The sequence below is a fragment of the Niabella hirudinis genome (assembly GCF_051201075.1).
In the GTDB taxonomy this organism is placed as follows: Bacteria; Bacteroidota; Bacteroidia; order Chitinophagales; family Chitinophagaceae; genus Niabella; species Niabella hirudinis.
Map to the genome: position 1 here is coordinate 677,984 of NZ_JBPEHJ010000001.1, position 14,662 is coordinate 692,645.

Genomic DNA, 14,662 nt, shown 5'->3' on the forward strand with positions numbered 1-14,662 from the left:
AAAAATAAAATGGTGAAGTCGTTTAAACTTTTTGACGCTGTAATATTTCCTGCAGATCTGCGCCGATTTTTTGTGCAGCTTTTCACCTTCCACTTCATACCTTTCACCGCTCACATCTAACTTAAACAGCAAAACATGAAACTTTATAAATACCCCTCCCCCGACCTTTGGTCCGGGATCTGCGCCCGCCCCCTTCAGGACAACCGGAAATTTATTCCCGGGGTGATGGAGATCCTGTCTGCTGTTCAAAAAAAGGGCGATGCCGCGTTACGGGATTTTAGCAAAAAATTTGACGGGGTGGAGCCTGATTCCCTTGCTGTAACTGAAGCCGAAATAAAAGAAGCGGCCAAACGCATCTCTCCACAGTTAAAAGCCGCTTTAAAACAGGCCAAAAAGAACATAGAAGCCTTTCACCGTTCTCAAAAGGAAGCCTCAAAAAAAATTGCTCCAATGAGCGGCATTAGCTGCTGGCGCGAAAGCCGCCCGATTGAAAAAGTAGGTTTATACATTCCGGGAGGATCGGCCCCCTTATTTTCAACGGTGCTGATGCTGGGCCTGCCTGCCCGCCTGGCGGGATGTAAGGAAGTAGTATTATGTACGCCCTGCAACAAAGATCAGGAGGTGCACCCCGCCGTCTTATATGCAGCCTCCCTCTGCGGCATTCAAAAAATATTTAAGGCTGGTGGCGCACAGGCCATAGCAGCGATGGCTTATGGTACAGAAAGTATTCCTGCCGTTTTCAAAATCTTTGGCCCGGGCAACCAATATGTAACCATGGCCAAGCAACTGGTGCAAAACAAGGTTGCCATTGATATGCCGGCCGGTCCCTCCGAAGTGCTGGTGATTGCCGATGACACAGCCAATCCCCGTTTTGTTGCCGCCGACCTCCTGGCCCAGGCAGAGCATGGCCCGGATTCGCAGGTAGTCTGCATCACTACCCGGGCCGGCTTTGTAAAAAAGATTGAAGCGGCAATAGCAGCTCAGCTAAAAACCCTGCCCCGCAAAGACATAGCGGCAAAAGCACTGGAGCATTCCCGGATCGTGGTGGTAAAAAGCCTCAAAGAAGCCGTTGAGTTGTCCAATTTTTATGCCCCTGAGCATCTGATCCTGGCCTGCAAAACGGGAACCGGCTTGCTAAAAAGCATAACAGCTGCAGGGTCGGTTTTTATTGGCAACCATTCGCCCGAAAGCGCCGGCGATTATGCCAGCGGCACCAACCACACATTGCCTACCAACGGATATGCCGCCGCCTACAGCGGCGTTTCGCTCGACAGTTTTTATAAAAAAATCACTTTTCAGCAACTCACGGCAAAGGGTCTTAAAAATATTGCCGCTACGGTAACCACAATGGCCGAGGGCGAGGGTTTGCAGGGCCACAGCAATGCTGTTAAAATAAGATTGAGCAACCAGTAATCAACCATTAGCTATCAGAAACAAGAAACAAAATGGAATTTAATTTAGACTATCTGGTACGGGAAAATATCAGGAACCTGGCTCCCTACTCTACCGCCCGTCATGAATTCAGCGGCGAAGCCAGCGTAATGTTAGATGCCAATGAAAATGCCATTGGCTCACCGGTAGCCCTTCATCTGAATGACCAGGACGAGCTGCTCAACCGTTACCCGGACCCCGTACAAACAAAGCTCAAACAACGCATCAGCGCGATCAAGGGCCTCCCGGTGGAGCACATTTTTACAGGTAACGGCAGCGATGAGGCTATCGATGTCCTGATCCGCATTTTTTGCGAACCGGGTTTTGACAATATTATTACCCTGCCGCCCACCTACGGCATGTATAGCGTGGCAGCCGCCATCAATAATATAAAGGTAAAAGAAGTGCCGCTGGATGCGGATTTCCAGATGAATATACAAGCCATTGCCGATGCCGTTGATGAATATACAAAGATTATTTTCATTTGTTCCCCAAACAACCCCAGCGGCAACAGCATTAACCGCCAGGACATTGAAGTGATCCTGAACAATTTTGATGGCATTGTGGTGGTAGACGAGGCCTATATCAACTATGCCCGGCAAAAAACGCTCTCGCTGCAGCTAACCGATCATCCCAACCTGGTGGTATTACAAACGCTTTCAAAAGCATGGGGACTGGCAGCATTGCGCCTCGGACTGGCATTTGCGGGAAAAGAGATCATCCAGTTGATGAACAATGTAAAATATCCCTACAATATTAATATTGCCACACAGGAGCTGGCCTTACAGGGATTGCAAAACATCGAACAGGTGAACGCCTGGATCCGGGATTGTTTAGCACAACGCAACTGGCTGGAAAACGAATTAAACCAGTTATCTTACACCCAAAAGGTTTACCCATCAGATGCCAACTTCCTGCTGGTGAAAATGACCGGCGCCAACGAGATTTTTAAATACCTGCAGCAAAACGGGATTATTGTACGCAATCGCAGCAGCGTACCCGGATGTGAAGACTGCCTGCGCATTACTGTAGGTACCGAAAAAGAAAACCGTATTTTAATAGCTGCATTAAAGGCCTACGGGGTATAGCAGTCTGTATCCCCTGGTTCTTTCAAAAAAAAAGAAAATGAAAAAAGTATTGTTTATCGACCGGGATGGCACATTGATTTACGAAGCGCCGCCCACCTATCAACTGGATTCTATAGACAAGGTAACCTTTTATCCCGGCATGTTTGCCTGGCTGGGAAAGATCGCAAAGGAAATGGATTATGAGCTGGTGATGGTCACCAACCAGGACGGGCTGGGCACTGAAACGTTTCCCGAAGAAACCTTCTGGCCCACCCAAAACCTCGTCATGCGCAACCTCGAAGCCGATGGCATCCATTTCAGTGAAGTGTTTATTGACCGCTCTTACCCCGAAGAAAATGCCCCTACCCGCAAACCGGGAACAGGTATGCTAACCCAATACATCAATAACCGGGACTACGACCTTGCCGGCTCCTACGTGATCGGCGACCGCATCACCGATATCCAGCTGGCAAAGAACCTGGGCTGTAAAGGCATCTGGCTGGTACAGGATGAAACGCTTGGGGCCGCTGAAATATCAGATTCTGTAAAAGAGTTGGAATCCACCATTGCTTTAAAGACCATCAGCTGGCAGGATATTTATGCATTGTTACAGCTGCAATCAAGAGTAGTAACACACGAACGTAATACCAATGAAACAAAAATAAAGATCCATATCAACCTCGATGGAACCGGCCAATGCTCCATTGATACCGGGCTGGGCTTTTTCGATCACATGCTGCACCAACTGGGCCGCCACAGCGGCATGAATCTGGAAATCGTTACAAAAGGAGATCTGCACATTGATGAGCATCATACGATCGAAGACACCGCCATTGCCCTGGGCGAAGCATTGAGCCTGGCATTGGGAAATAAGGCCGGTATTGAGCGCTATGGTTTCTGCTTGCCCATGGATGATGCCCTGGTACAGGTGGCACTGGACTTTGGCGGCCGCCCCTGGCTGGTATGGGATGCCTCCTTCAAACGCGAAAAGATCGGCGAAATGCCCACTGAAATGTTCTATCATTTTTTCAAATCACTCAGTGATGCAGCTAAGATAAACCTGAACATTAAGGCCGAAGGCGAAAACGAACATCATAAGATAGAGGCCATTTTCAAAGCATTGGCCAAAGCCATTAAGATGGCCATTAAAAGAACGCCGGGCAGTGATCAGCTCCCCAGCACTAAGGGCTTGTTGTAAAACCGGTTTTTGTTTGAGGTTTGATGTTTGACGTTAAACCTCAAACAAAAAACTTCAAACCTCAAACAAGAAAATGGACACAGTAATTATTAAATACAACGCCGGCAATATTCAATCCGTACTCTTTGCGCTTGAACGTATTGGGGCGAAGGCGATCGTTACAGATGATCCGGAGGCCATCCGGTCGGCGGACAAACTCATTTTCCCGGGCGTGGGCGAAGCCAGCACAGCGATGAGCTATCTGAAAGAACGCGGGCTGGACCAATTGATCCGGGAGGCCCGCCAGCCTTTGCTGGGTATTTGCCTGGGCATGCAGTTATTGTGTGCGCACAGCGAGGAAAACGATACACCCTGCCTGGGCATTTTTGATGTGGCTGTTAAGAAATTTGTGAGCCCCGATCTGAAGATCCCGCAAATGGGCTGGAACCGCATCCACGCAAAACAAAACCCCCTGTTTAAAAATGTACCGGAAAATGCATGGGCCTATTTTGTACACAGTTATTATGCCGAGCTGAACCCAGCTACGATTGCCACCACCAGCTATGCAACGGAATTCAGCAGTGCCATACACCGGAACAACTTTTATGGGGTACAATTTCACCCTGAAAAAAGCGCCATAGCGGGTGAGCAGATATTGAGAAATTTTTTAGAACTTAAATAGACCAACAATAAATGGAGATCATACCTGCAATAGATATTATAGAGGGAAAGGCCGTACGGCTGAGCAAAGGCGACTATACTCAAAAAAAAATATATAACGAAAATCCGCTGGAAGTAGCCCTGCAATTTGAAGACGCCGGCTTAAAACGCCTGCACCTTGTAGATCTTGACGGAGCCAAAGCTGGCAACGTGGTAAACTGGAAGGTGCTGGAAAGCATTGCAGGTAAAACAAACCTGCTGGTCGACTTCAGCGGAGGCATCAGCAGCGAAAAAAACGTGCAGATCACTTTTGATTCCGGGGCCGCTTATGCAGCAGTAGGCAGTATGGCCGTAAAGAAAACAGTGATATTCCAGGATTGGCTCACCGCTTTTGGAGTTGAGAAATTCATTCTTGGCGCCGATGTGCTCAATGAAAAAATAATGATTAAAGGCTGGACCGAGGCAACGGAAATTAATATTTTTAATTTTCTGAAACATTACCGTACCAAGGGCATCCAACAATTCTTTTGCACCGATATCAGCAGGGATGGACTGCTGCAGGGCAGTGCCAATGATCTTTATAAAAAAATACTGGATGAAGTAACCGACCTGAAGCTGATCGCCAGTGGGGGCGTAAGCAGCCTGCAGGACCTCGAAAGCCTCCGGACCATCGGATGCCACGGAGCCATTGTAGGAAAAGCGATTTATGAGAACAGGATCAGTTTGAAGGAATTAGCTACATTCAACAGTTAATACAAATTTCTGTTTGAGGTTTGAGGTTTAAAGTTTGATGTTATGGCAACAATAACCAATTTTGAAGATCTGGCAATATGGCAAACTGCTCGAAAATTATCTTTAAGAATATTTGAGCTAACACAATCTGGTCCGTTTAGTACAGATTACAGGTTCCGCGATCAGATAAAGGCTGCGGCCAGATCGGTTATGGATAATATTGCAGAAGGCTTTGAAAGATCGTCAAAACTTGAATTTATAAACTTCCTGAGTATCGCAAAAGGATCGGCTGGCGAAGTCCGCTCACAGCTGCATTCAGCTTTGGATCAAAAATATATAGAGGAACTTCTTCAAAATGAACTGATGGAACACTACAAAATTTTATCCTCAAAAATAGCCGCATTTATTTCGTACTTAAATCAATCTGTAATTAAGGGGCAGAAATTCGCCGGCCGGTCGAAATAACCTCAAACAAAAAACTTCAAACCTCAAACAGAATCATGCTCGCAAAACGAATCATCCCCTGCCTGGACATAAAAGACGGACGTACCGTAAAAGGCACCAATTTTGTACAGCTGAGAGATGCCGGAGATCCGGTAGAACTGGCCATGCGCTATTGTACCGAAGGCGCCGATGAACTGGTATTTCTCGACATTACGGCAACGGTCGATAAACGCAAAACCTTGTCTGAACTGGTGCGCAAAATAGCTACACATATCAATATTCCGTTTACGGTGGGCGGCGGCATCAACACCATCGATGATGTATCCGTGTTAATGGAGCATGGAGCCGATAAGATTTCTGTAAATACCTCAGCGGTGAGAAACCCGCAACTGGTAAGCGACCTCGCAAAAAATTTTGGCAGCCAGTGCGTAGTAGTGGCTATCGACATTAAATTGTTTGATGGTATCTGGAAAGTGGTTACCCATGGAGGCCGAAACGCAACCGAACGGATAGCTACGGAATGGGCAAAAACGGTAGCCGACCTGGGCGCCGGAGAAATCCTGCTGACCTCCATGGAAAATGATGGCACCAAGAGCGGGTTTGCCATCGACATTACCCGGCAAATCAGCCAGTTGCTGCCCATACCGGTAATTGCCTCCGGTGGTGCCGGTACCATGCCCCATTTCAAAGAAGTGTTTGAAGAAGGCGCTGCAGATGCTGCCCTGGCCGCCAGCATTTTCCACTTTGGTGAAATAGAGATCAGCACGCTGAAAAATTACCTGGCCGGAAACAATATTCCTGTTCGGTTATAATTTGCAAATAATCCGGATGCAAACCTTGAACTTTGAACCCTGAAACTTGAAACCAAATATTAAAAACATGATCGACTTTTCAAAATATGCCGATGGCCTTGCCCCGGTAATAATACAAGACGCCGCCACGCAACAGGTGCTGATGCTGGGATTTATGAATGCTGAAGCACTGGAAAAAACAAAGGCCGAAGGCCGGGTCACCTTCTATTCCCGCAGCAAACAACGCCTTTGGACCAAGGGGGAAACATCTAACAATTTTCTTTTGGTTAAAGAGATCCTGGAAGATTGTGATGCGGACACCCTGCTGATTAAGGCCGATCCTCAGGGGCCTACCTGCCATACCGGAACCACCAGCTGTTTTGGAACCACCAACGACAGCTTTTCGCTGCAGGCCCTGGAAAAAGTGATCCGCGACCGGAAAAACAACCCGACCGAAAAATCCTATACGGCCTCGCTTTTTGCAAAAGGCATCAACAAGATTGCGCAGAAGGTAGGTGAAGAAGCCGTTGAAATAGTGATTGAAGCAAAAGATGACAACCGGGACCTGTTTTTAGGAGAAGCCGCCGACCTGGTGTTTCACTACCTCGTACTACTGCAGGCCAAGGGATTCCAGCTCCGGGACGTGCTGGATGTGCTGGAAACAAGACATAAAAAATAAGCCATCAGCATTATTTGAAAACGTGCTGATTTGGAAATGAAAGTCAGATATTAACGGAGTTTATGGTTAGTTTGACGTTCGGTATTAACCGCATTCTTCGCATATTAGCAGGTTTGATCAGAAATCAGACTCATACCTCGTACACTTTCAAATTCCCACATTTTCAAATCTTCAAATCCTCAAATTTTCAAATTATTAAGTAAATATTAACAGCCAAAACAACCCGGTTCTACGGTTACTTTACGAAGTTCCGTGTACCAATATTAAATTTGTGTATTGAATAAACAATATCGATACCTGGCAATATTGATCATATCCTTGTTATCGTCATTTGCTTTTGAGACCACTGCACTTGCGCAAACAGCAGATACGATACGTGTTCCTCCTATGCCCTCGCTCCAGGAGATCATGAAAGATTGGGGACCAAAAGATTCTACCAAAATAGCAGCCATCTGGTATGGGCCCGACTACGATTCCTTTAAAATGATGCCCTATTCCGAAGAACCCAATATCTGGATCTCCAAACTGCCGCCGGCACAGCTCGAAAAGGTTAAAAAAGAATGGAGCCGGTTGCGCAATGCAGTATATGTGTGCTATCCCTATGCCCGCATTGCCGGATCCACCATTAACCAGATCAGCCGCCAGCTACAAGGGGTTTCAGATAATAAAGCCCGGAAAGCCATCATTAAATCCAAGGAAAAAGAATTGAAAAAACAATTCTCCGATCCGCTGACCAATTTATCGGTATACCAGGGCAAGGTACTGATGAAACTGATTTACCGGCAAACGGGAGACGATTGTTACGAAATCATTAAGGAATACAAGGGAGGTCTTAATGCCCGGATGTACCAAACAGTAGCCTTCTTCTATGGCAGCAGCCTGAAACAGGATTACGACATTCGCAAAGACCCGTTTGACCGCCAGATTGAAGATTTTGTGCAGGAGATTAATACCACCTGGTATGGCAACCCTTACCGGCAGGGTGGTTCCAGCCCGTTTTAGGCATTCGCAAACCGGCAGTGACTGCAGCCGGGGTACCCGGTTTTTCCCGGGTACGAAAACAAGGTTTAAAATATCGGTAATACTGACTGGCATTCAACTAAAATGATTGGTTTATCCCTATTTTTGTCATCATTGAAAAAAAGACGCGTTTTAACATGAACTTCAGAAAAGTAAACAATCTAACCGGATGGGTGGTTTTTGCCATTGCTGCCCTCACTTATTCACTAACCCGGGAAGCCCGTGGCTCACTTTGGGATTGTGGTGAATTTGTGGCCACTGCTTATAAATTACAGATGGCCCACCCTCCCGGCGCACCCATGTTCAGTTTGCTGGGCCGGTTATTCATCCTGTTTTTCGGAGATAATCCGCAAACTGCGGCCAACGCCGTAAACTTTATGAGCGCCCTGGTGAGCGCCGCTACCATTTTGTTTCTTTTCTGGACCATTACGCACTTTGCAAGAAAAATGTTTGTACGCTCCGGTGAATCGCTCACCAGTCAGCAAATTTTTACGGTGATGGCGGCGGGCAGCGTAGGCGCCCTGGCTTACACTTTTACCGACTCTTTCTGGTTTAGTGCGGTTGAAGGTGAGGTATATGCCCTGTCTTCCTTCTTTACCGGCCTGGTATTTTGGGCAATGTTGAAGTGGGAGCATGCTGATGAACTGGCCGGAGCCGATGATACCGCAAGGCTGCGCAGCGACCGCTGGATCGTGTTTCTTTTCTTCATGATGGGCCTGTCGATTGGTGTGCACCTGCTGAACCTGCTAACCATACCAGCCATTGTAATGATCTATTACTATCGGCGGTATAAGCCCAGCATTAAAGGCTCCATCGGCGCATTCCTCATCGGTTGTATCATTACCGGCATCGTACAGGTGGCTATTATCCAGTACAGCATGAAGGCTGCAGGCTTGTTTGACATCATGTTCGTTAACAGCTTTGGAATGCCCTTCTTCTCAGGGTTTACGGTATACTTCATTTTAATAACACTGTTGGTAGCCATTGGCGTGCGGTTCAAATCTAATGTATCAAAGAGTGCGATCATTTTGTGGACAGCCGCCTTCTTCCTGCTGGCATTTTTACCTTTTGCTTTTGGAGGCACTATGGCTGCGCTAAAAATCATTCTGTTACTGATCGTGGGTGCGGCACTGGGCTATTTCATCCGTCCAACCGCCCTTAAGGTCATGAAGCTTTTCCTCTGGTGTTTTGCCTTTATGATGCTGGGCTATTTCATGTATTTTACCAATATCATCCGCAGCAATGCCAACCCGGCCATTGACATGAACAATGTGGACAACCCCATTAATCTTGTTTATTACCTCAGCCGCGAGCAATACGGAACACAACCCCTCCTGTATGGCGCACATTATACAGCCGAAGTAGACTATGACGAAAACGGCAGCCCCTACGAAATGGGCGAAATGAAGTACGTAAAGGGTGACAACAAATACATCCCGATAGGAAGAGACCGTTCGGTACGGTATAAAAGTTCGGATAAACAATTATTTGTTCGCGTATGGGATTCCAGCAATGACCAGGGGCACCAGGACTTTTATGCCGACTGGTTAGGCCTCTCCAAACCGGATCCCAACACGGGCCAGGGATCCTATGGCGCTCCCAGCTATGCCGATAATATCAACTGGTTTATGAGCTACCAGACCAGCTGGATGTATATGCGTTATTTTATGTGGAACTTTTCCGGCAAGCAAAACGACCTGCAGGGATATGGCAACAAGCGCGATGGGAACTGGATCTCCGGCATTTCATTAATAGATAATGCCCGCTTGGGCGACCAGAACCTGATGCCCGAAAGCATCAAACACAATAAAGCCCACAATGCCTTTTATATGCTGCCTTTTATTTTAGGCATCATCGGTTTTGTATACCAGTTTCTCAAAAACCGCAAAGATTGGGTGGTCACCTTCCTCCTGTTCTTCTTTACCGGCATGGCGATTGTAGTATACCTTAACCAACCGGGCAACCAGCCCCGCGAGCGGGACTATGCCTATGTAGGGTCCTTCTATGCCTTTGCGGTTTGGATTGGCCTGGCCGTAGTAGCCCTGCTCCGGTCGGCACTGGAAAAGGAAGATAAGGAAACCTTCCAGAAATTGCTGGTATACGGCGCATCCGGAACCTTCCTCATTACTGCGCTCAGCAGCATGTCAAGTACCTTCAGCGCTATTATCATTGCCAGTCTGGTGGCCGCTGTTCTTTATGCCGCCGTACTGTATATTGTAACCTTTATAGCAAGAGCCGTTTCATCGGGTGGCGTTAATATAAAACCCGCCAATATCCTGGTAACCCTGCTTTGTCTGGCAGTACCGGGCCTGATGGCGCAGCAGGAATGGAACGATCATGACCGGAGCCAAAAAACAATGGCGCCGGATTTGGCTAAGGATTACCTCGAAAGTTGTGCACCCAATGCCATCGTATTTACGGTAGGCGATAATGACACCTACCCCTTATGGTATGCCCAGGAAGTTGAAAACGTGCGGCCCGATATCCGGGTGATCAACACCAGCCTGCTGGGTATCGACTGGTATATTAATCAACTCCGTTATAAAATCAACGATGCCGATGCCGTAGACGTGATCCTTACACCCGAGCAAATAGAAGGGCATAACCGCGAATACCTGCGTTTTGCGGCGCCACAACCAGGTCAGAATATTGACGCCAATGCCTTCTTTCCCTTAGACCGCGTAATCCGGGAAGTAGTAGGTGCCAAAGTTGCAGATCCCGAAACCGGACGCGATGTAGGCGCCAATACCCTGCCGCTGCGTAAGTTTTTTGTTCCTGTAGACAAAGCATTGGTGCACAAAAACGGAACAGCCAATCCCACAGACAGCGTGCCGGATCAGTGGGCATTTGAAATCCCTGCTTCAAAAGGCACCATCGGCCGTAACGATCTGATGGTACTCGCCATTATCGCCTCCAACCAATGGAAGCGTCCCATTTACTTTACATGGCCTTACGGCGACCTGGGCTTTGGGCAAAATCTGCGAAAAGACGGACTTACCTACCGCCTGGTACCTTTCGCCGTAAAAGCGCCCCAGGCTAATTGGGTGGTAGACCAGGCTTACCGCCAGATGCGGGCTGGAGGTACTTCCATACGGGACAATAACCAGGATGTAATGGCCAAAAACCTGTTGACCAAATTTGAGTTTGGCGGTGCTAATAAGAAAGGCGTTTATTTTGATGAAACAAACCGGCAATACCTGCTCAATATCCGCAGTATTTTTGCAGAAGCAGCGGGAAACCTTGCTGATGCGGGTAAAAAGGATGAAGCGATTAAGCTGCTGAATAAAGCCGAAGCCGGTATTCTTCCGGAAAACTTACCTTATGCCATGACGAGCAGGTTTAACCAGCACAATCAAACGGGGTTGATGTATGCAGAATCTTATTACAAAGCCGGCAAGCTGGATATGGCGCGCAAAGTAATTGCCGCTGTTAAAAAAGATGTAGCCGATCAGCAAAAATATTATAACTACCTGAAGACGGAAAAACCCGAATACTACCAGGGATTAGCCTCTATTGAAGAGCCGCTCAATGATATTACGGGTGCCGTTGCAGAAGCAATTGAAGGGCACTATGACCCCCTCAAAAAAGGTGAAAAAACACCGGCCCAGGAGCTTTTACCAGCCGCAAAAACAGCAGACAGCACGACAAAAGATTCTTCAAAGAAGTAACAGACCGGTTCTAAAAACAGAATCCCTTCCAAACGGAGGGGATTTTTTTTAGAATTGAAACATGAAATGCATGTCGTACATCAAACGTCAAACATAAAACATCTCCGGCCTTGGTTTGTGTCCTCACAAACCATTTCCGATTATGCATTTCAGTAAAATTGATGCCTGTTATTATCAATCATCAGGCATCCCCCTTATCGCCAAAAAAACGTACATTTAACCTATGAGAGGTATTCAATTCTCCGGCCTGGATCCGAATAGCCAGGACAAGCCACCCTTCGAAAGAATGCTGGACGTTTTTATGCAGCTGCTCACCTATACCAGTGGCGATGCCGCAGAAGCTCTTCAGTGGCTGAACGAGCTCGACAAAGAATACCAGCTGGGCAGCAACGATTACGGCATAGGCGACTTTATTGAGGATCTGAAACAAAAGGGTTACATTACAGAAGATCATCAGAAAGGTGAAATAAAAATAACGCCCAAAACGGAACAGGGCATCCGGAAAAAAAGCCTTGAGGAAATTTTTGGAAAGCTTAAAAAAGCCGGCAAGGGCGATCACAAAACCTTTAAACCCGGACAGGGAGACGAACTGAACCCCGAAGCCCGCCCCTTCCGGTTTGGAGATTTGCTGGAGCAGATCGATTTTACCGAATCAATTCGCAATGCACAGATCAATCACGGTATTGATGCCTTCCGGATGCAGGAGGACGACCTGAGCATCCGCGAAACGGATTTCAAGACCCAGACCTCCACGGTGCTCATGATCGACATTTCCCATTCCATGATCCTTTATGGCGAAGACCGCATTACGCCGGCCAAAAAAGTAGCCATGGCACTGAGTGAACTGATCACCACCCGCTATCCAAAAGACACCCTCGACATTGTAGTTTTTGGCAATGACGCCTGGCCGGTTGAAATAAAAGACCTCCCCTATTTACAGGTGGGCCCGTATCATACCAATACGGTGGCCGGTCTGGAGCTGGCGATGGACCTGTTGCGGCGAAGAAAAAATCCCAACAAGCAGATCTTCATGATCACCGATGGCAAACCTACCTGCCTAAAAATAGGAAAACGGTACTATAAAAACAGTTTTGGGCTCGACCGCAAAGTAGTAAACCGGTGTATGAACCTGGCAGCCTCCTGCAAAAAATTAAAGATCCCGATCACCACTTTTATGATCGCTACCGACCCCTATCTCCAGCGCTTTGTTCAGGAATTCACCGAGATGAATCATGGTAAAGCCTACTTTGCATCGTTGGACAACCTGGGGTCGTTTATCTTTAAAGATTTTGAAAGCGGTCGCTCCAAAACGGTGTTCTGATAAGGCCGGCAAGGCCGTTCCCTGTTTCACTCCCGGCATATCATCCAAAACATCTCACTATAAACATCTCACCATAAACATCTCACTAAATACATCTCACTAAAAACATCTCACTAAAAACATCTCACTCGTGGTTAAAACATTAGGCGCATTAAAAGCATCCGGATATCAACCAAAGTCCATCAAAGAAGAGATCCGGCAAAATCTCATACAACAATTAAAAGCCGGCAAAACCTCCTTTCCCGGCATCGTAGGATATGAGGATTCCGTTATACCCGAAACCGAACGTGCCCTGCTAAGCAAGCACAATATCCTGTTCCTGGGGTTGCGCGGGCAGGCTAAAACAAGGATGGCCCGCCAGATGATTGCCCTGCTGGATGAATACATACCGGTGGTTGAAGGAAGCGATCTCAACGATGACCCGCTGAACCCCGTTTCCAAATATGCAAAGGATCTTATTGCTGAAAAAGGCGATGCTACCCCCATTACCTGGCTGCACAGAGATCAGCGCTACGGCGAAAAACTGGCTACGCCGGATGTGAGCGTAGCAGACCTGATCGGCGACATTGATCCCATAAAAGCAGCCAATCTAAAACTGAGTTTTGATGATGAGCGCGTACTGCATTATGGCATCATCCCCCGGAGCAACCGTTGTATTTTCGTGATCAACGAGCTGCCGGATCTCCAGGCACGCATACAGGTATCCCTGTTCAATATCCTGGAAGAAGGCGATATCCAGATCAGGGGATTTAAATTGCGGCTTCCGCTCGATATCCTGTTTGTATTTACGGCCAACCCAGAGGACTACACCAACCGGGGCTCCATTGTAACACCCCTCAAGGACCGGATCCAGAGCCAGATACTGACCCACTACCCCAAAACCCTGGAGCATGCGCTGGAAATCACCGGCCAGGAAGCCGGCATCCATAAAGAACAACAAGAAACGGTTGCGGTCAGCGACCTGGTAAAACGGCTTATTGAACAGGTGGCGTTTGAAGCCCGGAGCAGTGAACTGGTCGACAAAAAAAGCGGCGTCAGCGCCCGCCTCACCATTTCTGCTTTTGAAAATGCCGTTAGTACGGCAGAACGCAGGGCACTGGTCAATAAGGAGCCCACAACCCAGGTCTGGATCTCCGACCTGTCCGGGATCATTCCTTCAATAACCGGGAAAGTAGAGCTGGTATATGAAGGCGAGCAGGAAGGCCCCTTTCAGGTAGCTATGAACCTTGTGGATAAAGCCATCCGTTCACAGTTCATCCAGTATTTTCCGAACCCCGAACAACTCAACAAAAAGAGAAATACCGGCAAACCCTCTGCACAAAGCAAAGCCGATGAAAACCCTTACAAACCGATCGTGAACTGGTTCGATAAAGGTAATACCCTCAACATCGACTATAACACCACTGATTCCGGTAAGGTACAGCAACTTTACCAGGTAGACGGGCTTTATGCATTGGTAAAAAAACAGTTTTCCGGCGCCAATGAACTGCAGGCCGCCCTCCTGATGGAATTTGTATTGTTTGGCCTCTCCTCCTACTCTCTCATCAGCAAAAGGCTTTTTGAAACGAAGGTCGAATTCAAGGATCTCTTCGGAAGCATACTGGGCGCTGCTTCTGCAGAAGCTTATGATAACCTGGATTTTGACGAGGACGCGTGATAGCCGCAGATGACC

General features: G+C 47.5%; 12 protein-coding genes. All 12 read left to right on the plus strand.

Annotation, left to right across the window (positions count from 1 at the left end; all coding sequences use genetic code 11):
- Window positions 1–135: 135 nt before the first annotated feature.
- The gene (hisD, locus tag GGU45_RS02600; RefSeq protein ID WP_435221725.1) at window positions 136–1,413 is read left to right on the plus strand and encodes a histidinol dehydrogenase; all 1,278 of its coding nucleotides are present in this window, start codon (window positions 136–138) and stop codon (window positions 1,411–1,413) included.
- Window positions 1,414–1,445: 32 nt separating this feature from the next.
- Window positions 1,446–2,519 carry a histidinol-phosphate transaminase gene (gene hisC / locus GGU45_RS02605; RefSeq protein ID WP_435221727.1) on the plus strand — a complete coding sequence of 358 codons (1,074 nt, stop codon included), beginning with the start codon at window positions 1,446–1,448 and terminating at the stop codon, window positions 2,517–2,519.
- A 37-nt stretch (window positions 2,520–2,556) separates the two neighbouring features.
- The gene (gene hisB / locus GGU45_RS02610; RefSeq protein ID WP_435221728.1) at window positions 2,557–3,696 is read left to right on the plus strand and encodes a bifunctional histidinol-phosphatase/imidazoleglycerol-phosphate dehydratase HisB; all 1,140 of its coding nucleotides are present in this window, start codon (window positions 2,557–2,559) and stop codon (window positions 3,694–3,696) included.
- Between the two features lie 73 nt (window positions 3,697–3,769).
- Window positions 3,770–4,357 (plus strand): imidazole glycerol phosphate synthase subunit HisH, encoded by a 588-nt coding sequence (hisH, locus tag GGU45_RS02615; protein WP_435221730.1) that lies wholly within the window; start codon window positions 3,770–3,772, stop codon window positions 4,355–4,357.
- Between the two features lie 11 nt (window positions 4,358–4,368).
- On the plus strand, window positions 4,369–5,088 hold the full coding sequence (hisA, locus tag GGU45_RS02620; protein ID WP_435221731.1) for a 1-(5-phosphoribosyl)-5-[(5-phosphoribosylamino)methylideneamino]imidazole-4-carboxamide isomerase: 720 nt from the start codon (window positions 4,369–4,371) through the stop codon (window positions 5,086–5,088).
- 42 nt (window positions 5,089–5,130) lie between these two features.
- On the plus strand, window positions 5,131–5,532 hold the full coding sequence (locus tag GGU45_RS02625) for a four helix bundle protein (protein ID WP_435221733.1): 402 nt from the start codon (window positions 5,131–5,133) through the stop codon (window positions 5,530–5,532).
- Between the two features lie 35 nt (window positions 5,533–5,567).
- Window positions 5,568–6,323 carry an imidazole glycerol phosphate synthase subunit HisF gene (hisF, locus tag GGU45_RS02630; protein ID WP_435221735.1) on the plus strand — a complete coding sequence of 252 codons (756 nt, stop codon included), beginning with the start codon at window positions 5,568–5,570 and terminating at the stop codon, window positions 6,321–6,323.
- Window positions 6,324–6,369: 46 nt separating this feature from the next.
- On the plus strand, window positions 6,370–6,981 hold the full coding sequence (gene hisIE, locus GGU45_RS02635) for a bifunctional phosphoribosyl-AMP cyclohydrolase/phosphoribosyl-ATP diphosphatase HisIE (protein ID WP_435221737.1): 612 nt from the start codon (window positions 6,370–6,372) through the stop codon (window positions 6,979–6,981).
- A 276-nt stretch (window positions 6,982–7,257) separates the two neighbouring features.
- Window positions 7,258–7,983 carry a DUF4294 domain-containing protein gene (locus tag GGU45_RS02640; RefSeq protein WP_435221739.1) on the plus strand — a complete coding sequence of 242 codons (726 nt, stop codon included), beginning with the start codon at window positions 7,258–7,260 and terminating at the stop codon, window positions 7,981–7,983.
- Window positions 7,984–8,138: 155 nt separating this feature from the next.
- On the plus strand, window positions 8,139–11,669 hold the full coding sequence (locus GGU45_RS02645) for a DUF2723 domain-containing protein (RefSeq protein WP_435221741.1): 3,531 nt from the start codon (window positions 8,139–8,141) through the stop codon (window positions 11,667–11,669).
- A gap of 223 nt (window positions 11,670–11,892) precedes the next feature.
- Window positions 11,893–12,990 (plus strand): vWA domain-containing protein, encoded by a 1,098-nt coding sequence (locus GGU45_RS02650; RefSeq protein ID WP_435221743.1) that lies wholly within the window; start codon window positions 11,893–11,895, stop codon window positions 12,988–12,990.
- Window positions 12,991–13,120: 130 nt separating this feature from the next.
- On the plus strand, window positions 13,121–14,647 hold the full coding sequence (locus tag GGU45_RS02655; protein WP_435221744.1) for a magnesium chelatase ATPase subunit I: 1,527 nt from the start codon (window positions 13,121–13,123) through the stop codon (window positions 14,645–14,647).
- Window positions 14,648–14,662 lie beyond the last annotated feature (15 nt).

Coding starts and splice junctions, on each gene's coding strand:
- hisF (WP_435221735.1), top strand. CDS start 5,568: ATGCTCGCAAAACGAATCATCCCCTGCCTGGACATAAAAGACGGACGT.
- hisD (WP_435221725.1), top strand. CDS start 136: ATGAAACTTTATAAATACCCCTCCCCCGACCTTTGGTCCGGGATCTGC.
- hisC (WP_435221727.1), top strand. CDS start 1,446: ATGGAATTTAATTTAGACTATCTGGTACGGGAAAATATCAGGAACCTG.
- GGU45_RS02645 (WP_435221741.1), top strand. CDS start 8,139: ATGAACTTCAGAAAAGTAAACAATCTAACCGGATGGGTGGTTTTTGCC.
- GGU45_RS02650 (WP_435221743.1), top strand. CDS start 11,893: ATGAGAGGTATTCAATTCTCCGGCCTGGATCCGAATAGCCAGGACAAG.
- hisH (WP_435221730.1), top strand. CDS start 3,770: ATGGACACAGTAATTATTAAATACAACGCCGGCAATATTCAATCCGTA.
- hisB (WP_435221728.1), top strand. CDS start 2,557: ATGAAAAAAGTATTGTTTATCGACCGGGATGGCACATTGATTTACGAA.
- hisA (WP_435221731.1), top strand. CDS start 4,369: ATGGAGATCATACCTGCAATAGATATTATAGAGGGAAAGGCCGTACGG.
- GGU45_RS02625 (WP_435221733.1), top strand. CDS start 5,131: ATGGCAACAATAACCAATTTTGAAGATCTGGCAATATGGCAAACTGCT.